General features: G+C 63.7%; 15 protein-coding genes and 1 pseudogene. 1 reads left to right on the top strand and 15 read right to left on the bottom strand.

Features of this window, described 5'->3' with window-relative positions:
* Positions 1-408: 408 nt before the first annotated feature.
* The 14 genes from HMPREF3149_RS10525 to glf form a co-directional block, all read right to left on the bottom strand.
* A complete protein-coding gene (locus HMPREF3149_RS10525) occupies positions 409-1,956 on the bottom strand; it encodes an acyl-CoA carboxylase subunit beta (RefSeq protein ID WP_042532625.1) in 1,548 nt (515 codons plus the stop codon).
* Positions 1,953-6,830: a type I polyketide synthase gene (locus HMPREF3149_RS10530; RefSeq protein ID WP_070538018.1), complete on the bottom strand. Its 4,878-nt coding sequence runs from the start codon at positions 6,828-6,830 to the stop codon at positions 1,953-1,955. Before HMPREF3149_RS10530 ends, HMPREF3149_RS10525 begins: the two co-directional genes overlap by 4 nt.
* A 304-nt stretch (positions 6,831-7,134) precedes the next feature.
* A complete protein-coding gene (locus HMPREF3149_RS10535) occupies positions 7,135-8,994 on the bottom strand; it encodes a FadD32-like long-chain-fatty-acid--AMP ligase (protein WP_070538020.1) in 1,860 nt (619 codons plus the stop codon).
* A 90-nt stretch (positions 8,995-9,084) separates the two neighbouring features.
* Positions 9,085-10,020, bottom strand: a complete 936-nt coding sequence (locus tag HMPREF3149_RS10540) for a cutinase family protein (protein ID WP_070538022.1) — start codon at positions 10,018-10,020, stop codon at positions 9,085-9,087.
* 67 nt (positions 10,021-10,087) lie between these two features.
* On the bottom strand, positions 10,088-10,609 hold the full coding sequence (locus HMPREF3149_RS10545; protein ID WP_070538024.1) for a hypothetical protein: 522 nt from the start codon (positions 10,607-10,609) through the stop codon (positions 10,088-10,090).
* A gap of 3 nt (positions 10,610-10,612) precedes the next feature.
* Positions 10,613-12,613, bottom strand: coding sequence for an alpha/beta hydrolase-fold protein (locus HMPREF3149_RS10550; RefSeq protein ID WP_070538025.1), 2,001 nt, complete (start codon positions 12,611-12,613; stop codon positions 10,613-10,615).
* Between the two features lie 263 nt (positions 12,614-12,876).
* Positions 12,877-13,908: an alpha/beta hydrolase gene (locus HMPREF3149_RS10555; RefSeq protein WP_141741517.1), complete on the bottom strand. Its 1,032-nt coding sequence runs from the start codon at positions 13,906-13,908 to the stop codon at positions 12,877-12,879.
* A 127-nt stretch (positions 13,909-14,035) separates the two neighbouring features.
* A complete protein-coding gene (locus HMPREF3149_RS10560) occupies positions 14,036-15,796 on the bottom strand; it encodes an arabinofuranosyltransferase AftB family protein (RefSeq protein WP_070538029.1) in 1,761 nt (586 codons plus the stop codon).
* Positions 15,797-15,825: 29 nt separating this feature from the next.
* Positions 15,826-16,827 carry a decaprenyl-phosphate phosphoribosyltransferase gene (locus HMPREF3149_RS10565; RefSeq protein ID WP_070538031.1) on the bottom strand — a complete coding sequence of 334 codons (1,002 nt, stop codon included), beginning with the start codon at positions 16,825-16,827 and terminating at the stop codon, positions 15,826-15,828.
* The gene (locus HMPREF3149_RS10570) at positions 16,824-17,351 is read right to left on the bottom strand and encodes a phosphatase PAP2 family protein (RefSeq protein WP_070538033.1); all 528 of its coding nucleotides are present in this window, start codon (positions 17,349-17,351) and stop codon (positions 16,824-16,826) included. The genes HMPREF3149_RS10565 and HMPREF3149_RS10570 overlap by 4 nt, the downstream gene beginning before the upstream one ends.
* A complete protein-coding gene (locus tag HMPREF3149_RS10575; protein WP_070538035.1) occupies positions 17,341-19,293 on the bottom strand; it encodes a glycosyltransferase in 1,953 nt (650 codons plus the stop codon). The genes HMPREF3149_RS10570 and HMPREF3149_RS10575 overlap by 11 nt, the downstream gene beginning before the upstream one ends.
* A 205-nt stretch (positions 19,294-19,498) precedes the next feature.
* Positions 19,499-20,107, bottom strand: coding sequence for a three-helix bundle dimerization domain-containing protein (locus tag HMPREF3149_RS10580; protein WP_070538037.1), 609 nt, complete (start codon positions 20,105-20,107; stop codon positions 19,499-19,501).
* Positions 20,108-20,187: 80 nt separating this feature from the next.
* The gene (locus HMPREF3149_RS10585; RefSeq protein ID WP_070538039.1) at positions 20,188-20,403 is read right to left on the bottom strand and encodes a hypothetical protein; all 216 of its coding nucleotides are present in this window, start codon (positions 20,401-20,403) and stop codon (positions 20,188-20,190) included.
* Positions 20,404-20,488: 85 nt separating this feature from the next.
* Entirely contained in the window at positions 20,489-21,685 is a 1,197-nt protein-coding gene (gene glf / locus HMPREF3149_RS10590; protein ID WP_070538041.1) for a UDP-galactopyranose mutase, read from the bottom strand.
* A gap of 155 nt (positions 21,686-21,840) precedes the next feature.
* Here glf and HMPREF3149_RS10595 point away from each other — a divergent pair, with 155 nt between their 5' ends.
* Positions 21,841-23,853: an N-acetylmuramoyl-L-alanine amidase gene (locus HMPREF3149_RS10595; RefSeq protein WP_083280856.1), complete on the top strand. Its 2,013-nt coding sequence runs from the start codon at positions 21,841-21,843 to the stop codon at positions 23,851-23,853.
* Positions 23,854-23,936: 83 nt separating this feature from the next.
* On the opposite strand, the pseudogene HMPREF3149_RS13970 reads toward HMPREF3149_RS10595, so the two are convergent.
* Positions 23,937-24,162, bottom strand: a pseudogene (locus HMPREF3149_RS13970) (HNH endonuclease); the annotation flags it as partial.

Raw genomic sequence — 24,162 nt, forward strand, 5'->3', positions numbered from 1 at the left:
TTGAGCGAACCACGGATTGAGCTTCTCTAAGAGGCAAACAGTGCTCGGCAGCTCCGAACTGTCCTGTGTTATCCCTACATAAGCCCGATGCCGTCGTGTTCACCAGAAACCGCCCATTTAGCGCAATAACGAAGCACCCCTCCGCAGGGCCCTAAGGAGCCGTGCGGAGGGGTGCTATTAGCGTGGGACTTACTTCGAGCTCAGGGAGGAGCCGGAAACGGTAACGCCAGCCCGATTGAGCAGCATGATGACAAGATTGATGACGTCGCCACCAAGGTCAATAACGCTAGAGAGCATGATAATTCTCCTTTATTCGATTACCTAGACTTTATGTCTATCGTGCACGGATGCCCTTGACGTTACGCCCCTGCAAGAAAACCGGCATACAGTCGGGGAGCACAACCGGCGCTAGAGCGGGGAGATGGTGTGCTTCTTGGGCAAGTCCTTCTCCTGCTTATCGGCCAGCTGGCGCAGCGCACGGCGCAGGGCTAGGCGCGACTCGGAGGGCTTAATCATGCCGTCGAGGTAGCCGCGCTCCGCGGCGACATAGGGCGCGGTCATGGTTTCGTCGTAGAAATCCATGAACATCTTCTTCGTCATGGCGCGCTGCTCCGGGGTCTCGGCAGCTTCCAGCTGCTTGCCCGCAATCATGACCACGGCGGCCGCCGAGCCCATCACGGCAATCTGGGCCGTCGGCCACGCCAGGTTGATGTCACCGGTCAGGTTCTTCGACCCCATCACGGCATACGCACCACCGTAGGCCTTGCGCACGATGAGCGATACCTTCGGCACGGTGGCCTCCACCACGGCGAACGCAAACTTCGCGCCACGGTGAATCAGACCAGCCTTCTCCTGGTCCACGCCTGGCAGGTACCCCGGCGTATCGACAACGAAGACCAGCGGGATGTTGTAGGCATCGCAGATACGGATAAAACGCCCACCTTTATCGGCGGCGTCCGCATCGATACAACCCGCCGAATGCATCGGGTTATTCGCCACAAAGCCCACGGCCTTGCCGTCGATGCGGCCGAAGGCGGTGATGACGTTGGGCGCGTAGTTTTCTTGGATTTCGATGAGCTCGTCATCGTCGCCAAGCTGCGTGAGCAAATCCATCATGTCATAGCCGGCGTTCGTGTCATCCGGCATGAAGGAATCCAGCTCGGTGTCCTGGGCTACTTCCTCATCAGAGGGCGCGTCAAAGACAGGCGCCTCATCGAAGCAGGTCAGCGGCAGGTGGTCGAGCAGATCGCGCACAAGGTCGAAGGCATCATCCTCCGAGGGCACCACGACGGACACGTTGCCGTTGAGCTCCTGCTGGCGGGCGGAGCCCAAGTCGTGGGAAGAAATCTCCTCACCCGTGACCTCCTTGATCACATTCGGTCCCGTCACGTACATCTCCGCCTCACCGTCGACGGCGATGATGAAGTCCGTAGTCACCGGGGCATACACCGCACCACCGGCGGACTTGCCCATCATGATGGAAATCTGCGGGCTGCGGCCAGACAGCGGGAGCTGGCGGCGGGCAATCTCGGAGTACATGGCAAGCGAGGTCACCGCATCCTGGATTCGCGCACCACCCGAATCCTGGATACCGATGACCGGGCAGCCAATCTTGATGGCTAGGTCCATGATGTCGGTGACCTTCTTACCAAAGGTCACGCCCACGGAACCGCCGTAGACGGTCTTGTCGTGCGCATAGATGCACACCGGGCGGCCGTTGATGCGGCCGTGGCCGGTGACCACGCCGTCGGAGTAAATCGCGTCCGGGTCGCCGGGGGTTTTGCCTAGGGCACCGGTTTCGACGAACGAGCCTTCGTCGAGAAGCGCGGCGATGCGTTGGCGCGGCGTCGAGCGGCCGGCCTCGTCGCGGCGGGCACGGGAACGCTCGCTACCAGGGTCTTGGGCGCGCTCGAGGCGCTCGCGCAGGTCTGCCAGCTTGTCAGCGGTGCTAGTCACTTGCGAATCTTCTCCTCGATCCAATCCTCCATGTGCTTGCCCACGATACCGATTGCCGGCTCGTCAGGAACCGCCAGGTGGTCGCCGGGCAGCTGCACAATCTCCAGATTCTTCACGATAACGCCCCAGCCGCCGTCCGGGTTAATCTCCGCGTACGCTGGCTCGAGCTCGATGGCGCCGTCATGCATGCGCTCGGAGCGGAACAACAGCACCGGCACGCTTACCGACGCCCACCTTCCCATATCCAGCGACCCCAAAATCTGGTTGTCCACGAAGGACGCACGCTGGTGCTCGAGTACGCCGGCGGACAGGCCGTGCTCGGAAGCGTCGGTGGAGGTGAGGAACTCGGCGAGCATGGCCATAAGCGCATCTTCGCCGACGGTTTCCAGCATCTCGTAGGGCGGGTCGAAGTCGAGGCCGTAGGTCTTCTTGGCAAAGGCTGCGTAGCGGCCCCAGCGCGCCTTGGTTTCCTCGAGGGTATCGGGCGCCGGGTGGGCGGGCTGGGTGGTGTCCAGCAGCGCGATGAAGGCGACCTCGGCCGACTCCTCGCCGCGAGAGCTACGCTCCTGCAGCTGGTAGGCCACCTCATAGGCCAGCGCGCCGCCGAAGGACCAGCCACCGAGCACGACCTTGCGCCCGCGCGCGTAGCGCAGGATGTCCTCGATGTAGGCCGCGGCGCGATCCTCCAAGCTGCCTTCAAGGCGCTCGACGCCGTACACGGCAACGTCGGCAGGCAGGCGGCGGGTCAGCGGCTGGTAGACCACCGTCGTGCCGCCGGCCGGGTGGAACATGAAGACGGCGGGACCGTCGGCCTCGCGCAGCACGCGGATGTTGCCCTCAACCTCGGTTTCCAGGCCCTCGCGCACGAGGTCCGCCAAGTTCTCCAAGGCCTCGGCCTCGTGGACTTGCTGTGCGGTGACCTCGATGCCGGCGCGCTCCGTGAGGCGCTCAGCGATCTGGGCGGCCACCTCGTCGCTCACCTCCGGCAGCGCGGAGGTCACGCCGGCCGCGGCCTTGCCCGTGAAGGTGGCCCAGGTGCCAAAGACCATGCGCTCCGAGGCATCGCGCGGGGCCACACCCACGCCCTCAGCCTCGCCGTCGCGCTCACCGTCGTTCTGAGCTCCATCCGCGCCGTGGTTGTCCCCGCGTTCCTCGTCCGCCCCGCCCTTCGCGCTCACGGTGGAGGCGTCCGCGCCGGTTTCGTTGCTCTCGGTGAGCGCGAAGGGCGCGGTAGCCTCGGCCGGGGTCGCGTCGGCCGGGGTGGCGGCGTCGGAAGCACCAGCGGCAGACGCGGCAGGGGTCTGCTCGGCAACGGCTTGCTCGACCATGGTGATGACGTCGGCGAGGGAGGCGTCGCGAAGCGCCTGCACCTGCAGCGGCGGGATCTGGAAGTCATTCTCCACGCGGTTCTTGATGCGCATGCCCATGAGCGAATCCAGACCCAGGTCAATGAGCGGCAGCTCGCGCGGCAAATCGGAGACGTCATAGCCCATGGACTCCGAGACGATGAGGGACAGGCGCTCCTCCACCGTTTCCTTCGCAGGGTCCCAGCGCACGGCGTCGACGCCCACCTCAGGATCAGCAAACTGCGGCGCGGTGACCGCCTGCGGCAGGCTCGGCTCCGGGGTGGCGGCGGGGGCCGCGAGGTTCAGGGTCGAGGCAAAGCCTTCCGCGATGAGCTTGGTCGACGCACCGTCGACAAAGTGCACCGCTACGGACAAACCGCCCAACGTGCGGCGGACGATGGTGGTGACCTCACCCTTCGCGGGAAGATCGAGGTGTTCCTCGCTGGCGGCAATCTGCGCACCCGGGGTCACGGCCTCAGCGGCGGCCTCCAGCAGCGCCAGTGCACTCGGTGCCTGGTCCGCATTCGTGGAGAAGGCCACGGCCCCTTCCGGCAGGGTGACGCGCGCACCAGGCAGGCCGGACACACCGGAGGACGGGCGGGCGTTGGTCCAGAAGCGCTGGCGGCGGAAGCGGGTGGAGGGGGCGTCGATAAGCGCGCCGGATCCGAAGACCTTCGTGTACTCCACCGGGGCGCCCGCGGCGTAGAGCTTGGACAGCAGATCCAGCAGGGACTCGGTGGGATCGACCTTGCGCTTCAAGCTGTAGAGCAGCTGCGCATCCGCCTTGCCCGCGGCAAAAGCGGTGGACATGAGGCCCATGAGGGCAATCGGGTTCGGGGAGATCTCCACAATCTGCGTGTGGCCCGCATCAAAGGCCGACTCGGTCGCATCCTGCAGGTAGACGGAGTGGCGGGTCATGCGGATCCAGTAGTCCGCATCGTGCACGACGGTCCCTGGGCGGTAAGCCTTGCCGCGGTCCACGGAGGAAAACAGCGTGGTGTGCAGCGGGCGGGCCTCAATGCCGGCGATTTCGGCGTAGAGCTCACCCAGCAGCGGGTCCACGGCGGAGGTGTGGCCGGCGGCCTTGACGTTGAGGGCGCGGGCGAACTTGCCTTCACCTTCGAGTTTTTCCACCAGCCCGAGGACTTCCTCGCGCGGGCCGCCCACGGTGGTCATGCCGGGGCCGGTGTAGACGGCGGGCTCGATATGTCCAGGCAGGGCGTCGATCTCCTCGGCGGAGAGTTCGACGACGGCCATGGCGCCCTGTTGATCGTCGGGAAGCGAGGCTTCGCCCTCCCCCATGAGGCGCGCGCGGTGGCAGGCAATGAGCATGGCATCCTCGGCGGTGATGCCGCCGGAGGCGTAGGCCGCACCGATCTCACCCATGGACATGCCGATGACACCAGCCGGGCGGACGCCGAACGCGGCGAGCAGGTCCGTCAGCGCAATCTGGATGGCGGTAATCGCCACCTGCGCGGTCTCGGTGTTGTAGGTCTGGGAATCATCGTGGACCAGTTCCAGGATGGACCAGCCGGACTCATAGGCCACGATGGCGTCGAGCTCCTCCAGGCGCTGTTTAAACAGCGGGGAGATCTCGATCATGTCCTTGGCCATCTTGCGGTGCTGCGAGCCGAAGCCGGAGTACATGAAGACCGGGCCGTGCACCGTCGGGGAATCCGCCGCGGCGATGCCCACGGAGACGGTTCCCTCCGACACCTGACGCAGGCGTTTGATGGCCTCTTCGCTTGACGACGCCACCACCACCGCCCGCGACCTTCCATGGTTGCGGCGGGCGAGGGTGCGGGCCAGGGAGAGCAGGTTCGGGTCCTCGGCTTCGATGTAATCCGCAAGGTCGGCCGCGGCGGCCGCACGACGCGAGGGCAGCAAGCCGGAGACCGGCAAGGCCACCGGCTGGCCTTCGCCGACAGCAACCTGCGGGGCATCCTGGTGGGTCAGCCCGCGGTAATCGGTAAGGACGATGTGCGCGTTGGTGCCGCCGAAGCCGAAGCCAGAGACGCCGGCGATTTTCTGGCCCGAGTACTCGGGCCACTCGCGTGGGTCCTCGACCACTTCGAGGTGCTCGGCGTCGAAGTCGATGTAGCGGTTGGGGCCGGCGTAGTTGATGTTCGGTGGGATGATGCCGTGGCGCATACCTTCGATGACCTTGATGAGGCCGACGACACCTGCGGCGGATTCGGAGTGGCCGATGTTGGTCTTGGCCGAGCCCAGGAGAGTCGGGGTAGCGGCCTGGCGGCCTGGACCGAGCACGCGGCCCAGCGCGGTGGCCTCGATAGGATCACCGAGGATGGTGCCGGTGCCGTGGGCCTCGACGTAGTCCACATCCTGCGGGCGGATGCCGGCATCGGCATAGGCGCGCTCAAGGACGTCAACCTGCGCCTCCGGGTTCGGGGCGGTCAGGCCGTTGGAGTGGCCGTCGGAGTTGACGGCGGAGCCCTTGATGACGGCGGCGATGGTGTCGCCGTCGCGTTCGGCGTCGGCAAGCCGCTTGAGCACGAGCACTCCTGCGGCGTCCGCGCGGACGATGCCGTCGGCGTCGTCGGAAAAAGCGTGGATAGCGCTCGTGGGCGAGGTGACACCCAACTCGCTGAAGCCGATGGAAGCGTGCGGGCCAGCCAAGATATTGACGCCGCCGGCCAGGGCCACGTCGGCAGCACCCACGCGCAGGTCCTTCACGGCCTGGTTGACGGCCACGAGGGACGCAGAGCAGGCGGTGTCCACGTTGATGGAGGGCCCGCGCAGGTCGAAGGCATAGGACAGGCGGTTGGCAATGATGGCAGACGACGTACCAGTCATGGCGTAGGGGTGCATCTCCGCCGGGTCCGCGGTGATGAGCATGCCGTAGTCATTGTTGGTGGAGCCCATGTAGACACCGGTGGCGGTACCGCGCAGCTGGTTGGCGGGCACGCCGGCGTCCTCAAGGGCCTCCCAGGCCACCTCGAGGAGGATGCGCTGCTGCGGATCCATGTTGGCCGCCTCCAGCGGGGAGAGGCCGAAGAATTCAGCGTCAAAGCTGGCGATGTCCTCAATATAGCCACCGTCGGTGTTCTGTTGCGCCATCTTCTCGCTGGTAATTGGGTCGGAGGAGTATTCCGACCAGCGGCCGACAGGCAGCGGTCCGGTACCGGGGCGGCCCTCGGCAAGCATGTTCCAGAATTCAGCGACGTTCTTCGCTCCCGGGAAGCGACCGGCATAGCCGATGACGGCGATATCGCCGCCTTCGATAACGGGTGCACTAGACCGCGTCACACCTGGTGTTTCTACCTGCGCCGTAGCCGCACCGTTGACGAGGCGATCCGCCAGCTGCGCAATGGTGGGGTACTCATAGGCCACGGTCGGCTCGAGTTTAATACCGAGGAGGTTTTCTAATTCGCCGGAGAGAACCACGGCGTCACGCGAGGACAGCCCGAAGTTCTCCAGCGGCTTGGTGTCCGTGATTTCCTCTGCGGACAGGCCGGTGGTCTGCGCGACCCAGGTGCGCAGCCAGCCACGAAGCTCTTCAACGGTCATAAATCTTTAGCTTTCTAACGCGGACTATGTGTAAGGCGGTCGATTTTGCGCAGCACGAAGGCGCGCTCGACGACGCTTCTATACGAGTTATCGGACGATTATCTCACTTCGTTAACTTGAGTTTCATAACCGACATGCCCTTATGTTCCCCCACCTGCGAAAACCCGTGTGAGTTCCACACGCGTGTAGGCATAGAGCCGTGGCCCCACGCGCGGCCGAGGTTGGCGCAGACTGCCAAGAGCCCCCACCACGGAGGGAGGCAGGGGCTGCGTTCGGGCTGAGCGCGGTAGGCGCCAAGCGCGGGCTAGGAGGCGAGGTACTCCTTCTTGGCCACGCGCCGGGCAATCTTGCCGGAGGAGGTGCGCTTAATCTCGTTGGCGTTGAACCACTTAATCGCAGAAGGTGTTACTCCATGGTGCGAGGAGACCGCGGAGCGGATGGTCTCGGAGGCGGCATCGTCCTCGGCGGGGCTAGCGCCGTCGGCGCGCTCGATGAGCAGGACCAGCTCCTCGGTGCTGCCGCCGTCAACGGAGAAGGCCGCGATGGAGTCCGCACGCACGTGGGCGGAGGCCTCCTGCACGGTGCCCTCAATATCCTGCGGGTAGTGGTTACGACCAGCCACGACGATGAGGTCCTTGAGGCGGCCAGTGATGTAGACCTGGTTATCCACGATCACTGCCAAGTCACCGGTGGCGAGCCAGTTGTTGTCCTCCGGGGCATTCGGCACGCGGGAGCCCTCCGCCAGGCGCTCGCCCAAGGTGTTGTGGAAGGTCGAGGCAGTCTCCTCATCGCGGCCCAAATAGCCGGCAGCGCGGTTTTCGCCGTGCAGCCAGATTTCGCCCACGTGGCCGTCGGCAAGCTCGGCTCGAGTCTCCGGGTCCACGATGGTGAGGTCCTGGGCCACAACGCTCTGACCACAGGACGCATACGCCACCGAATCCTCGGATTTCTCCACGATGACGGCCTCACCGTGCGCCAAGCGCTCGCGGTCGAAGTGCGAAATGATGGGGCGCTCCGGGGTCTGTGGCGTGGTGACGATGAGGGATGCCTCCGCCATGCCATAGGACGGGCGCAGGGTCTCGCGACGCAGACCGTACTCCTCCTTGCCGAAGGTCTCCCAGAAAGCATTCACCGCAGACTCCGTCACCGGCTCCGAGCCAATGATGATGCCCTCCACATTGGACAGATCCAGCTCCTCGCCCGCCGCCGGCGCACCGTAGCGCGCGGCGAGCTCCAGGGCGAAGTTAGGAACCACGGCGTACGTGCCCTGCAGTTGGGAATCGATAGGCTGGCGCTTGATCTGATCCACCCACCGCTTGGGCTGCTGCACGAAGTCACGCGGGGTCATAATCTCCAGGTTAAGTCCCAGAATGGTGACGAAGACGGCGAGGATGATGCCCATATCGTGGTGCATCGGCAGCCAGGAAACCACGCGCGGCGGCAGCTTAATCTGCACCGCGTTAAAGATCTGCAACACGTTGGTCATGATGTTGCGGTTGGTCAGCAGCACGCCTGCCGGGGTGCGCGTGGAACCGGAGGTGTACTGCAGGAAGGCCGGGTGGTCCACCGGCGCGGTCTTCAGCGCAGCGAGAGCCGCCTTGCCCTCCTCGGTCTCCAACGGGTTGGTCCAGCTCGCCGCCAGGGAATCCGGTAGGGAATCAATGGAGATGATGCGCGGGCGCTCCGCGGCCGGGCGATCAGAGAAATACGCGCGGTTTGCCGCGGCTGAGACGTTGTTGGTGAGCACGACCGGCGGGTTGGCATCCCCGAACACGGCGCGCAGGTGGTCGGTGTGTCCCGGCTCGTTCGGGTCATACAGCGGAATCGGGGTCATGCCCGCATACATGGCACCTAAGAAACCGAAGATGTATTCCGGGGAGTTGCCGGCCAGGATGGCCACACGGTCCCCCATCGAGCCCACCTGCTGAAGGCGCGCGGCCACGACCTTGATGCGGGTATTGACTTGGGAGCGCGTAAAGTCGCGCGGGGTGCCCTCAGCGTTGTCACTGAAAACCCACTGCCGCATGACCGGGCGGTCTGGGACTCCGGCCTGCTGTTCAGCGCCGTAGAGATGTTCCGCGAGGCCGGCCAACGTGAGGTGCGGGGGCAGGGCGATGTTGCCCTTGTCGTCGAAGAATTGGCCAATCAAGGCTTTCAGGTCCATGTGGGCTCCTTCGTGAGGGGGATAGATAGGTCACGTACTTTTGATACTGAAAATATCAGACGGGACGGCAAGAGTGTTACATGGCACGCACTAGTGCGCGTCAATGATGCCCTTGGCCCACTGCGTTACCCACTGGTTAGCCGTGGTTCCCTCGATGACGTTCGGGTTGGAGGCGTACATGGCATGCACACCGTTGGCTTCGATGAGGTCCATCGCACGATCGAGGCCGTTGCTGACATCGAGCGGCGCATCACAGATGGAGTCATTGGGCGCACAGATCTGGAAGGTGCGGTCAGCTAGTTCGCCGAATCCATTGGGGCGCGCACCGCGCATCGTTGCTCCCGGGACAATGCCCTGAATGAGGGTCGAGACCGGCTGCAGCGCAATCTCCGCGCCGACGCCTCCGACCTGCGCACCAGGGTTGATGCCCACACCTCCTTCGCGACGCCCATCCGCAATCACCGCCACGCCGGCCACACTGCTGGCAGGGATTGGGCCATTGCCGCCGCCAATGCGGTCGGCGACATCGCCCACGATGACCGCGCCCTGCGAGAATCCGGACAGGATGAACTGCGTATCGGGGCAGGTCTCGTGCATGTAGGTCAGCTCGCCCTCCAGGCGGGAGGTTCCCTCATCGCGGGATTCGTCATAGCTCATCTCATGCTGGGCGTTGATGTTCTTGAACTGCGCGGTGTACGGCAGCGTCCACACCTTGACGTCACTAGGGACGTAGGCCTCCTTGAGCGGGTTGGTGATGGAAAGCATGAAGGAGTTCGGGTTGGCACCGGGGTTGATGGGATCATCGTCCGCGGCAGATTCCCAGGTACCCGGCGCGGAGACAAATTCGAAGCGCGGGCACCAGTCTGGCTGCGCGGGCTCTTCCTGGCCCGGCTGTTCAGGATCGTCGGAGGGCTGGACAAGCACTCCCGTGTCGCCCTCGTTGCGGGTGTTGAGGAAGTGAACCGCTCCCCCGCCAATGATGGCGAGGAGGACAACGACGGCGAGGACGGTGAATGTTTTACGCATGGTGGGAAAATCTAGCTTGGGAAGGTGCGGGATTGCCTAAAGAATCCCTGGCAGAAAGCTGTGCGCACTAGCCGGCACACAGTGCGCGTCCCTGCTCAGTGATGAGCTGGGTGAGCTGCTCGTGGCTGAGTTCGCTGCGGCCTTGTTCGATGAGCTGGCCGGCCACTGCGGGCACGGTGACGGTATCACCTTGGCATGCAGCCTGGGCCGCACCGATGAGTTGGTCCTCCACGCCGTCGGTGTTCACGCCGCCCTGGGAGACTGCGCCCAGGAAGTCCTGGTTGGGGCCTTCTTCAGGGGCGGGTGCGGGGATTTCGGAGACCTCGCGCGCGCCGCGGTCCTCGGGTTCGTCTCCCGTTCCCTGGGAAGAGCTGCCGGCAGAGGAGTTCTCGCTGGTGCTTGTCGACGCCCCAGAAGACTCCCCCGACGCTTTCGCCGAGGACGAAGACGCGGAACGCTCGAGCGGTGCCACGGAGGTCTCGGTGGCTTCGCTTTCATCGACGGTCGCGGAACCGCAGCCGGCCAGTAGTGCGCCGGCGGCCAGCAGCACCGCCGCTGCGCCGGGACAGGACAGACGTCGCGTGCGCATGGCTTACTTCTTGTCCGCCTGAACGGTGCCCATGACCTTGCGGATGACTCCATGCTGGAAGGTCTGGGTCAGGCCGCCGGCTGGGATCTCCGTGTAGTCTTCCGTCGGCCAGCCGAATTCGCCCTGCTCGTAGCCGCGCTTGCCCCACTCCTCAAAGATGTCGCCCTTGAGGATGTAGTGCGCACCGGAGTCCATGGACCAGTAGATGTTGCCGTGCTCGAACTCCTGGAAGAAGCCGCCATTGACTGCCTTCTCCTCACCGACCGGGTAGCCCAGGTCGGATTCAGCGGCCTTGAGCTCCTTGTACTTGGCGCCGATAGCGCCGTGAACGATGTGGAAGGAACCATCCGGGTTGTGCGTCAGCACGCCATCCTCGAATTCCTGAACCACGCCCTCGCCGATCTTGCGGACGTCGGAGGTCGGGTACTTGAGGTCACCGCCCTCGTAGCCGTTCTTACCCCACTCGTCGAAGATGTCCTTCGGGATGGGCCATGCGCCGTTCTCTGGGGTCCAGTAGATGGAGCCGTGCTCGAAGTGGACGTAGCGGCCGCGGCCGTCCGGGGTCTTCTCCTCGCCGGTCACAGGGAAGCCCAACCAGGAGGTCGGGCCGCCGAGCTCGGAGTAGCGGGCGCCGATGCGTCCGATGACGGCGTGGGCGCCGGTCTCCGGGGACCAATAGGCGGTACCAGCCTGGAAGTCCTGGGCCTTGCCGCGCTCGGCCACGTCATACTCGTTGTTCACGCAGGAACCAATGATGCCGGACTTAGTGGCCTCAGCGATGGCACCCACCGGGGTGCAGTCCGCACCGCGGTCGCTCTTGTCCAGACCAAGGGCGTCCGCAATGAACGGCCAAGCCTCGGTCATCTCGAACTGCCAGTATTCCCAGCTGTGAACGCCAGTCGGGCGGAACTTCACAACCGGCTCCACGCCGGCACGCTTGGCGTAGTCCACGAAGGTCTGGGTGGACATGCGGGAAATCGCCTCGAGTCCCACGCCGGCCATGTTGGCCTTGCCCTTGGCCACCGAACCGAGCTGGCCATAGTCATCCTTGCCGTTGCCGGCGGAGACGTAGACCTTCATGTCCTTGAGGTTCTCGATGCCCAGCTTCGGGTCGTGGTCAATCCAATCTTGGGAGTAGAGGTCGCCCCACATGTTGGTGGAGGTGTAGCCGCCGGCATCTGCCTGGGCGGCGGTCACGGCCTCCGGCATGCCGGTGGTCGTGGTGTCAAGGTAACCGGAGAAGGAACCGACGAACTTAAACGCCCACGGGTTGCGCTCAGCCAGGTTCATCGCCGCGGTACCACCCATGGAGATACCCGTGACCGCGCGCTGGCCGTTGGAGCGGTAGGCCTTCTCCAAAACGGGGATGAGCTCCTGCATGAGGAAGGTCTCCCACTTGTAGTGCGTGCCGTTGTCGGGCTGCTGCCAATCGGAGTAGAAGGAGGACTCGCCGCCCACCGGCATGATGAGGTTGACGTTGCGGTCAGCGAACTGGGAGAGGATGTTGGTCTCGATGGTCCAGCCGGACTCGTCGTCGCGGGCACGCAGGCCATCAAGTGCCCAGACCTCCGGGAAGGTCTTGTCCGGGTTGGAGTACCAGTCACGGGCCAGCTGAATCTGGACGACCTGCTCCTTGTCCGGCATGGCAGCGGACTTGATGTAGACCTTGAGGTGGCGGTTGGTCAGGTACTCAACACGGGAAACGGACACGCCCTCCGGCAAGCCCTCGATGTCTGGGTACTCGGTCTCAATCGGGGTGCGCTGCGGCGGGTTCGACGGCGCGAAGGAATCCGAGAAGTTGGAGCTTCCCAGGATGTCAGTGAGGCCCTCGCCGGAGCTGGAACCGGAGGACTGTGCGTTGGCCATAGGCAGGAGCGCAAGGCCCACGGCCACGGCGGTGGGCAGAGCGGCAATGGTCAGGCCCTTGCGAGCAGCGGACGGGGAACGCAGGCCGGCACGCGTGGAGGGCTGTGCAGACTTCTGAGAAGGCGCAGTGTTCGGCATTGGTGAATCCTTGCGATGTGTCGAGTGAAGGCACGTTGCATCGAGCGGGCTCCGCAGGTTCCCCTCCTGCGGAACTCGCCACTGCAGACGCGGTGAGCGGTCTAATGTGTGCTCAAGTTTAAGTTGAACTTGAGACTTTTGGACGACAGACACGCCCAAGTTTTACTCACCGAAAACGACAAAGCCGGCTCTTCCCACCGTCTCAGCACGAGGATGCCACTGAGACGCCGGAAAAGCCGGCACGAAAGACGCCGCTTAAGCGCTTACCACGCGTTCATCACGTTCAGCACCTGCGGCTTGGAGCGTTCCAGCTGATAGCCGAACTGCTCCCAGTTGTGCAGGCCCTGGGCCGGGTAATCCGTATGCAGGCGAACACCCATAGCCCGAGCCTTGAGCTCCCACAGGCGAGTGGTGCCGTTGGCGAAGGCTTCCAAAGCCACGCCGGAAGCAATGTGCTGCGGCAGGTAGCGCTGCTGATCCAGCGGCCCCGGGACACCCGAGGCAGCAGACACGTAAACGTCCGTGCCGTGCGCCGCCAGGTCCGGAATCAGGTTGAAGGGGTCATTGCTGAAGCGCTTCGGGCTGATGACGGAGCCGTACATGGCGTTGATGTTGAAGCCGCCGGCGTCGAGAAGCGCAAGGCGCATAAAGGTCTGCGCACCCGGCAGAGTCGTGGTGAGGTAGCCGGAGTAGGACAGCGCCTGGCGGAACTGCTCCGGGTGCTTGCCCGCGAGGGTGATCGCCGCCGTAGCACCCATGGACAGGCCAGCGATGGAGTTGTTGTTGCGGGCCACACCAAAGTTACCCTCAAGGTAAGCCGGAAGTTCCTGGGTCAGGAAGGTTTCCCACTGGTAGTTCACCGGCTTCACCAAGTCATAGGTTGCGGGCCCGCGCCAGTCCGCGTAGAAGGATGCTGCGCCGCCCACCGGCATGACCAGGGTGATGTTGTGGTTCACGTAGGAGCGCGCCGCATTGACGTCATTGATCCAGGCGTTGGTGCGGTCGGTGGCGCGGAGACCATCGAGGAGGTACAGGCCCGCGTTGCCGCCGTTCTTGGCCGGCTGAACCTGCACAGGAATGGTGCGGCCCATGGCCTGCGACCAAACATCGCAGCGCTGGACCCAGTACCCCACGCGGTCCCACTCGCAGGCGCCGGTGGCGTCCCCGCGCAGCCAGTCACGGTGGGCGGCGGACGCCTCCTGGGTGCCGGCGGTGACGACGAGGCCCAAGGCAACGGCGATGGCGGCGATGACCGCCAGAACACGTGTCCGCAGGGCGGAGCTTAGTGCACTCATGTTTCTCCTTAACATCTTTTACTGCCACTACTACATCGCCAACACGCCAGCGATGGTTACGGATCAATAACGAGAATCTTTAGTAGAGTAGCCCACTCGCCCGAGTTTTGTCTCCCCATGGGGGTGGCTACCCGGCTGAAAGGTAGTCGGACGGATCCTCCGACAACTGCAGCGTACGGCCCGCCCCCAGCGAAAAGGCCAGGTTGGCACGGAAGCGCTCCCACGACATGGGCTCGCTATAGGATGCGACAAGTTCCTTCAGCTCTGGGGTCTCCAGCGCGGCGCGCGCTTGACGGGTCTTCTCCTTGTCATACCACGGCGGCAGGTAGTCAATGTCCGCGCCGGACTGCGCGGCCTGCCATTCCAAGGCGAGGGACTTGTCGTGGCCAATGCGCCCGTCTTCGTCGCGCGGCATGCGCGCGGCCAGCGGGGTGGCCAAGCCGACGGTGTCCTGGACGCGGACGCCAAGCGGCGCGTTCATTGACGTCATACCGAGGTTCACCAGGAACAGCGAGGGCTGCTGCTCACTTCCCTCCGCGCGCGGAACGGTGAGCCAGTTGAGGCGGTCGGCGGCCTTATCCTCCACGTAGATGACGGCGAGGGCATCGCCGCCGTCAAGCTTGTCCATGGCTTCCGGGTAGCCGTTCATGAACTTCATCGTGAGGTAGTCACGCGCTGAGCGCGGCGGGTAGCCGGCCTCGCGGTTGGTGGCGTAGGTCCAGAAATCACGCTCGTCCACGATGTCGAGTGGTTTTTCATAGACATCCCAGTCCGTGTTGTGGCCGCGCAGGACAACAACCAGCGCCCACACTGCGCACAGGGCTGCCGCAAGCCACGTGAGAAGGCCCCGCAGCGGCAGCACGAAGACGGGAAGCAGCGCGGCAAAAAGCGGCAGAAGGAGCATGCGGCCGTGCATGAAGTCACCGCCGACGCGCAGGATGTAAAGGGTATGCGCGGTGGCGGCACCGAGGAACAGGTAGGTCACCGCGGTTGAGCTGCGCAGCGCCGTGGGACGCAGGTGCTTACGGGAAGCCCACGCACCGGCCACCACCAGCACGAGCACGGGCAGGTACAGGGCGTACGGCCCGGCGAAATCCTGAAGATAGTTCAGGCCGCTGGACCATGCGCTTTCCGACGCCGACTTCGCCACCGCCGTATGCGGCGTCACCAGACCGTAATAGCCCATCCGGAAGAGTTGGTACGCGCCCGGGATGGGAAGTGCTGCGCCGAGGATGCCGAGCCAGACCTTCCAGTTGCGGTGCGCGCTCAGAAGCAGCAGCCCCGTGAGCCCGCCGTAGAGCGCGAGCTCTGGGCGCACCAGCCAGGACAGGCCTGCCCACAGCGCCAGCCAGTACGCGGTGCGCGTGGCGCGGGATTCCGCCCAGTGCAGCAGCAGCGCCCACAAGGCCGCGAGGTAGAAGATGGACAGGCCCCACTCCAAACCGGAGGTGAAAAAGTCACGCGCTGGGGGCAGCGCCAGATAGACCAGCGCGCCGGCCGGAAGCACGAGCGGCGCGGCGCTGCGCGCGGCGGACGCGTGGGAGCGGTAGAGCCCGCGGGCGGTTGCCCACGTTCCCAGCATCATCGCCGCGACCGAGAGCAGCAGGCCCAGGTTCACGGCGATGGATTCCAGAGGGGCGCCAGAAATCCAGCGCGCGAGCAAGATGAGGTACTGCCACAGCGTGGAGGTGTTGGCTTCCACGCGTTCGCCCACGTTAAAGACCGGCCCGTTGCCGGCCTCGAGGTTGCGGACGGTGCGCAGGACGATGAGGCCGTCATCGGAAATCCAGCGGCGCGCGAACCCACCCCAGAACGAGAAAACCCCGATTACGATAACCGAGGCCAACGCGCTGAGCGCGGCGACGGTGCGTGAATCGGGTTTTCGCATGAGGAAAGAGTGTAGCACTGAGACAGTAGTTATCCACCAATCGAGGGCATCACGTAGACGGCCATGACGATGCAGGCCAGCCACGCCAGTGCCAGGATCTGCAGGACGCGATCCTCCAACGCAATCTCATCCGGGGCGCCACCATTGCCGCGGTCAACATCCGCCGCGTAGCGCAGGATGGCGATGGTGAAGGGCACCATTGACACCTGGTACCAGACACCAGCCGTACCTCCGGCCTGGCTGGAGAGCTGGAAGCCCCACAGTGAGTAGGACATGACCACCGCGGTGGCCGCCAGGGTCCACACAAAGCGCAGGTAGGTCGGCGTATAGCCTTCGAGGGACTTGCGGATCTTCGCACCCGTGCGCTCCGCCAGAAGAATCTCCGAATAGCGCTTGCCCGAGGCCATAAACAGCGAGCCGAAGGCGGCCACCAGCAGGAACCATTGGGAGAGCTCGATGCCGGCCGCCACACCACCGGCCATGGTGCGCAGCATGAAGCCGGAGGACACCAGGGCGATGTCGATGACGGGCAGGTGCTTCCAGCCGAAGCAATAGCCCAGCTGCAGACCAATGTAGATGGCCATAACGATGGCGAGTTGCAGTCCGGCCGTGGCCAGGAAGGACAGGCCAATCGAGCCAACGATGAGCACCGCCGCCATCACATAGGCCAGGCTCACCGGCAGCACGCCCGCCGCGATGGGGCGGAAGCGCTTGGTTGGGTGCTCGCGGTCAGCGTCCACATCGCGGGCGTCATTGATGAGGTAAATAGAGGAGGCGCCCATGCAGAAGACGATGAAGGCGAGGAGGACGTCGAGAAGCACGCGCGTATGGAACAGCGCGTCCGCTCCTGCCGCTGCGGGGGCAGCGAGAACCAGGACATTCTTGACCCACTGCTTCGGGCGCAGGGCCTTGACCATGCCATCGGCGAGGTTCTTCGGCGGCTTGCGCTTGCGGCCGGTATCGATGCCGGAGGTGTGCGGCTCCGAGTGGAAGACTTTCTGCTCGCCGTCATCAACGCGTCGGGTGCTCATCGGGTCTTCCTTTCATAGCGGGAACAGGCCTCCGCGGTGGCGGCGCCGAGGAGGGCGCCGAGTGCGGTATCGGAAGGATAATGTACTCCGAGCACCATACGCGAGGCCATCATGACCGGCACGCCCACAAGCGGCGCCGGGGTTCCCAGAACGTGCGCGGCCCCCACAAGGAACGCGCTTGTCGACGTCGCGTGCGACGACGGAAACGACAGCTTAGACGGCGTTTTTACGCCAACCTTCACGTAGTCATAGTCCGGGCGCTTGCGGCGCACAATGCGCTTGATCACAACGCTGGCCGCGTGGGCGGTAAATGCGCCCACGCCGACATAAGACCACTGGCGGCGCTTGTCTGGCTTCGCGTAGTTCACGCCTGCTCCCAGCGCGGACAACGCCATCCAGCCCAGGGCGTGCTCACCGAAGTGGCTTAGGCCCCGGGCGGTGGGCAGCACGCCAGGCACGTCATAGGCCACATCCTGGATGTTTTCGAGGACGCGCGACTCGGCGACGGAAAGCTTACTGGGCATCGAAGACCTTTCGCCAGGACTCACGCGAGGTCAGCTCCGGCAAGGCTGCGCGGTACTCGGCGCGCAGGTCATCAAAGTTCTCCTCGATTTCCTTGAGCAGCTCTCGGGTAGAGCTCACCAGCTCCTTGGCCAGTTCGCGGTCACGCTTGCGGAAAGCCACGCCGGTGCCGCCTGCGGTGGACACGGTAGCCGAGTCCACGCGGGAGAGCGTGAACCAGCGCGCCTCCTCTGGGGTGAGGTTGAGCTGCGGGGCCTCGTGGTGCGCCGGGTCTTCCTTGGTGACTAGGTGCTTGGCGGACTTGATGAGCCACGGGATCTTCTTGATCTTGCCCAGGCGGCCGCCTACGTTGCGGGTGGGCACGCCCGGCGCGCCCGTCGGGGCGGGCAGCTGGTCGGCGGACTCGATAATCACCGCGTCAGAGTAGCCCTTGCGGATCTCCGCGATGCGCGGCAGGGAGGACTCCAGAATGTCGAAGAGCTGATCCGGGCCGGCGAGAAAGTCCTTCATGGCTTCCAGCTGGATGGCCATTGTGGAGTACTCCATGCACATAGTGTGCTTGAGGGTGGACTTGAAGATGCTGCGCGTAATTCCGCGGGGGTCACCCTCGTGGTAGAGCGCTGCCACGATGAGGCGGTTGCGCAGGTGGAAGTAGGCCTGCCAGTCGATGGCATCGTCCTTATCCGCCCAGGCCATGTGCCAAATGGCGGCACCCGGCCACGTCACCGTGGGGAAACCCTTGGATGCTGCACGTAGGGAGTACTCGGTGTCATCCCACTTGATAAACAACGGCAGCGGCTGACCGGTGGTCTCCGCAACGATGCGCGGGAAGAGACACATCCACCAGCCGTTGTATTCCACATCAATGCGGCGGTGCAGCGCGCGGGAGTCGTACTTCTTCGGGTCAAGGTGAGATTCCTTGGTGCCGATGGCGCGCAGTGGGTACTTGGCAAAGTCGTGGTCATAGACGGCATGCTCGGCCGCGCCCCACATGAAGTCAGCGCGGTTGACGCGCTCGCCGGTCGTGCGCAGCTGGGAGCGCTCCTGCAGGTTGAGCATCTCGCCGCCCACGATGATGGGCTTGGCGGCATAACGCGCCACCTGAACCGCGCGCAGGATGGAATCCGGCTCGATGGCAATGTCATCATCCATGTAGAGAATGTAGGGCGAGTCGGTATTCTCCAGTGCTTCAAACATGATGCGGGAGTACCCACCCGAGCCGCCCAGGTTGCCCTGGCGGAATTCGCGGAAGCGCTCACCGAAGTGGGCGACGGCGTCGTCATAGCCCGGCTCATCTGCCGGATGCTGGTTGCCCTGGTCCGGCATGAGGACGTAGTCGATGATGCCATCGACCACCGGATCCTCCGCCAGCGCCTGCAGCGCGGCCACGGCATCGGTCGGGCGGTTGAAGGTTGGAATACCCACAGCGACGCGCTTCTCCTGCGCCGGGTATTCGTTACCGTCCGGGAGGAGCTGCGGGTTCGGGGCGTGGGGGGCGGCCCAGGAGGCGTCGGCAAGCACGGTGTCCTCCACCGCCGCCACGTCGAACCAGAGCAAGCCACCGTCCTCGAAGTTCTTCAGCGGCAGCTCAAACTCGTGGTGGCCGGTGGTGACCACGTGGTTGGCCACGGCAATGCGCTGACCGTCCTGCTTGGAGCGGTAAAGGGAAATGTTGGCCTCGCCCTCGACGTCCATCACGAGCACGATGGACTTCAGCTGGGACCAGCGGCGCCAGTAGGCCGCCGGGAAGGCGTTGAAGTAGGTCTCGAAGGAAGCTTCCTCGCCCGCCGGGATGGTCACGGAGGTGCGGCCACTCCAGCTGAGGCGCTCGCGGTTTTGCTCAGACTCGATGAGGTAGAGCATGCGGACGTCGACCGGCTCGCCGCGCTTGGGCAGCAGGATGCGCTGTACGGGTTCGTACGCAGCAGAATTGTTGGCAGTCACGATATCTTCGGTTCTCCACACAGGTTTCGACAGTATTCAGAACCCAAGAGTAGTGGTTTGCCAGTGCTGCGCTGAGATCCCACGCGGCGCTGAGCCAGGTCTGAGGAACTGCGTAAGCTACCGATCACGAAAGCCCCCAGGATCTACGAGAGATCTCTGGAGGCTGTACTACTTCGCCCTCAACTATCGGCAGGGCTCCGGAGGTTTAGGCCGTAACTGGAGCGTCCTCCGCGATGGGCTCGATGCCCAGGCGGTTCAGCATGTAGTGCACGCGTGCACCGAGGTCATCTGCCAACTCACGAGTCTCCTCGACGGTATCAGCGGTAGCGATGTCCCAAATCTTGATGCTCTTGCCGGCCTCATCACGCGGGATGTCGCGACCAAGGTACACGATGTAATCCGGGATCGTCACAAGGCGCAGGTCCTCGAGATAACGATCCGGATGCTCGGCCATGCCGCGCTCGCTGAGCACATGAGCCATGTGGGAGTTGGGCTCGTTCTCGGGATGAGCCACGGCTGCGTCAACCCGCAGGGCCTCACCAGCGTACTTCTTTGTCAGCGCCACAGCGGCCTGCGCCAAGGCGTGATCCGCGCCGGCAGCAAAGCGCACGTGAATACGGTGGCTACCAAAGTGCTCGCGCACTTCGCGCTCAACCATCACGGGAACGAACTCATCTAGGGTGGCGCCAGCTTCGTGGCGCTCAATGGCAGCATCCAGGAAGGAGTTAATCTCATCGGCACTGTAGTCGTGGCCGTAATCGGTAAGAAGATCCTGGCGCAAGGTATCGAAACGACGGGCGTTTAGGGAAGTCATAATATCCTCACTTTCTGTTCGCCTGTTGTTAACCTAGCGTTAACCTTAGCGGATTGCTGCCGTGACCTCAAGTTTTTCGTTCATAACCCCTTACAACTGGCACACACCCACGATTTTTCGCCCCAGACAAGGCCAAAGGCCTGCCGGGTGTTCCGGCAGGCCTTCTTTGATTGCTCTTTCTTTTTGTCAGGAATCCGCGTTGCGCGAGATCGGAGCTTGAGATGCTCCTCGAGCCGCTCCGGGGACATCTTCCACATGCTGCGGTCTGCGCGCTTCTTTTTCTTGCGCTGAGCCATGCCGTCACCTCCTTCCATCGAGGTGTTTCAGCATAGCGCGCCGCGCTGCACTACTGGGAGCGGCCGAGGCAGCGCCACAGACTAGTTAGTGGCCGCGCTCCTGCTCCAAAGCCTTGCCCTCGTTCCAGAACGGCACGAGCTTGTTATCAAACATGCTCAGCGCAGAAGCGATGGCCATATGCATATCTAGGTACTGGTAGGTACCCAGGCGGCCACCAAACAGCACCCTGTTTTCACGGGCTTCCGCAGCAGCGAGCTTGCGGTAGGCCTCCAGCTTGGAGCGATCCTCCGGCGTGTTGATGGGGTAGTACGGCTCATCGCCCTTCTCGGCGAAGCGCGAGTACTCCTTCATAATCACCGTCTTGTCCTTGGGGTAGGAGTCGGCGCGTTCCGGGTGGAAGTGACGGAACTCGTGGATGCGGGTGTAGTCCACGTCGGCGTCGTTGTAGTTCATCACCGGGGTGCCCTGGAAGTCACCGGTCTCCAGCACCTCCAGGTCGAAGTCCAGCGTGCGCCAACCCAGCTCACCCTCGGCAAAGTCGAAGTAACGGTCCAGCGGACCGGTGTAGACCACCGGGGCATCCGGAGACTCGGAGCGCAGCTCATCTCGAACCTCAAACCAATCAGTATTGAGACGCACCTCAATGTTCTCGTGTGCTGCCATGTTCTCCAGCCACGCGGCGTAGCCGTCAACCGGCAGGCCCTCGTAGGTGTCATTGAAGTAGCGGTTGTTGAAGGTATAGCGCACCGGCAGCCGGGTGATGTTGCCAGCCGGCAGCTCCTTCGGGTCGGTCTGCCACTGCTTGGCGGTGTAATCGCGGATGAAGGCCTCGTAGAGCGGGCGGCCAATCAACGCGATGGCCTTCTCCTCCAGGTTCTGCGCCTCATCCACAGCAAACTCGCCGGCCTGCTCCTTAATAAGCTCGCGCGCCTCATCCGGGGAGTAGTAGCGACCAAAGAACTGGTTAATCAGGCCCAGGCCCATGGGGAACTGGTAGGCCGTGCCGTCGTGCATGGCGAAAACGCGGTGCTGATAGTCGGTAAAAGAAGTGAACTGGTTGCAGTAGTCCCACACGCGCTTATTCGACGTGTGGAAGAGGTGCGCACCGTACTTGTGGACCTCGATGCCGGTCTCCGGCTCAGCCTCGGAGTAAGCGTTGCCTCCCAGGTGGTCGCGGCGCTCGACGATGAGCACCTTCTTGCCCAGCTGGGACGCCGCGCGCTCGGCAACGGTCAGGCCAAAGAATCCGGATCCAACAACAATGAGGTCATATGCAGTCATGGGCTCCAGCTTAAAACAGCGCTAGCGCTGGTGCCGCAGATGACAAACACGCGCGTGTCACACCTCCAATACCACATGCAACTGTCGTAACATGTGTCCCGTTAGTTAACTTTTTGCGCTCTTTTTAACCTGCAGATAGCCCCTAGGGAGTAACAGTGCACCTGAAACGTCGTCTTGTTGCCACGAAATCTCGGTGGTCCACGCCGATTATCGCCGCGGTCACGTCGATCGCCGTGGTCTCCACCGCGGCCTTCGGCGGGCATACCATTCTCCAGACCCAGGAGGCCGGGAACGGCCCCATTGAGGTGAGTTCTCACTCCGAATCCTTCGGTTCGGGCGAAACGGTTGTCGTCGATGACCCCGCCATCGCCTCCCAAGGTGACGGGTCCGGCCCGCGCGCGGTCAAGCAGTTCCACCGCGATGAGACCTTCTCCTCCTTTGCCGTGACGTGGAAGGGCTCGCGCGATGTCGCCGCCTTCGCCCGCGCGAAGCAGCCAGACGGCTCCTGGTCCGAGTGGTACGACATGGACTCGATGTCTTATTCCAGCGATGACCCCTCCGCCACGAATGGCACCGAGCTCATCTTTGTGGGTGACACCAATGATGTGCAGGTGTCCATCAACAACGTCGACCTCGTCACTGGCTCCAACCTGGATGAGACCTTGACGGAGACTCCAGTAGAAGACGCCGCGCTTGACGACGTCTCCCTCGCCCCCTCCCTCGCCGCCGCCAATGCTGCTGCGGAGCGCTCCGCGAACCCGCAGCCGGCGCCGGTTGCCTACAACGTGGGTGAGATTGCACCGGTAGCAGAGGTGGAGGACACCTCGAGCGTCGAGGGCCTAGAAGCCGTGTTCATCGATGGCAACGCCCAGGAGGGCGAGGTCATCGAGCCGACTGCTGACACTGATGGCATGCCGCGCGTGGTGTCTCGTGCCGGTTGGGGCGCAGATGAGAACATCCGCTGCAAGGGCCCGGATTATGACGATGGCGTCAAGGCTATCGCTTTGCACCACACTGCAGGTTCGAATGACTACACCCGCGCGCAGGCAGCTGCACAGGTCCGCGCAGCATACCAATACCACGCGCAGACCTTGGGCTGGTGCGATATCGGCTATAACGCGCTGGTGGATAAGTACGGCACGATTTATGAGGGCCGCTATGGTGGCCTCGACGAGGCTGTGCAGGGCGCGCACATCGGTGGTTTCAATGAGAACACCTGGGGAATCTCGATGATTGGCAACTACGAGATTGCGCAGCCAACCGCAGCGTTGCTGGAGTCCGTCACGGACCTGGCTGGGTGGAAGGCCGCAATTTCCGGGGTTGACCCGGAATCCACCGTTCAGCTGCGCTCCGGAGGCTTCAACGGCTCGAAGTACCCGGCCGGCGCCTATGCCCCGGTGTACGGTTTCTTTGGCCATAGTGATGTGCACGCCACCGCGTGCCCGGGCCAGTACACGACTGCCCGCTGGCCGCAGATTCGCGCGGCGGCGCACAGGAAGTATGTAGCCATCACGTCTGGTGCCACGACGTCTACGGACTGGATCGATGATGACTACACGAGCACTCCGTCAGCAACGACAACCACACCGGCTACTGAGACTGCCACTGCTGCCCCAGCCCCGCGCCCGAGCAATCCGGAACCGCAGGAGCCGATGTCTTCGCTGGGTGATTCCGAGATTCCGGTCAGCACCATCACCGCGCTCGTCGGCTTGGCCGCAACGGTCTTCGGCATCATGTACAGCCGCTCGGATCAGCAGATTGACCTGGACCAGAAGGTGGGTGGCCTGCCGGTCGAGCAGATTCCGGGCATTGTGACAAAGGTTCTGTCCTTGAGCAAGAACGAAGGCCTCAAGGACACATGGACTGCTGTACTCAACAACTTCGGTCCGGTCTTGGGCTTGGCTGTCGGTGGCCCGGATGAGACGGCGGGAATCATCTCGCAGCTCTTCGAGAACGGCATCGTCCTCTACTCCGAGGAGACCGGCGCCCATGCGCTGGTGGGCAAGATTGCTCAGGAGTGGGCAACCGGCACCAATGCCGCCAAGCTTGGCCTGCCGACGTCCGATGAGCTCCTCACTGGCAACGGCAAGGAAGTCCGCGTTCACTTCCAGGGTGGTTCCATCGTCTACAACCCGGCCACTGAGCAGATTCAGGTCTTCACGGACTAACCGGCACCGTTACCCCTGCGTGTGGGATCGCCGATGTCGCGGAGGCCCTGAGGGCGTCCGCGTGGGCGGTATGGCGTTGGGGTTTAGCCTGGCCGGGGCAGGTTGTTCTGGGCTTGCTGGTAAGCGGCCTGGGCGGTGATCGGTTCTGCCCAGGGCGGAATGTAGCCAACCTCACCGCGCAGGCGGAAGACATAGCCGGCCCCGGTGGGTTTATCCGGATCATCATCATTAATACCGTTGTGATAGGCACACAACATCGTTAAATTCGGCGGATTAGTCTCCCCACCGGCCTTCCACGGCACCAGGTGA

The organism is Corynebacterium sp. HMSC05E07 (assembly GCF_001807225.1).
GTDB classification, from domain to species: Bacteria; Actinomycetota; Actinomycetes; order Mycobacteriales; family Mycobacteriaceae; genus Corynebacterium; species Corynebacterium singulare.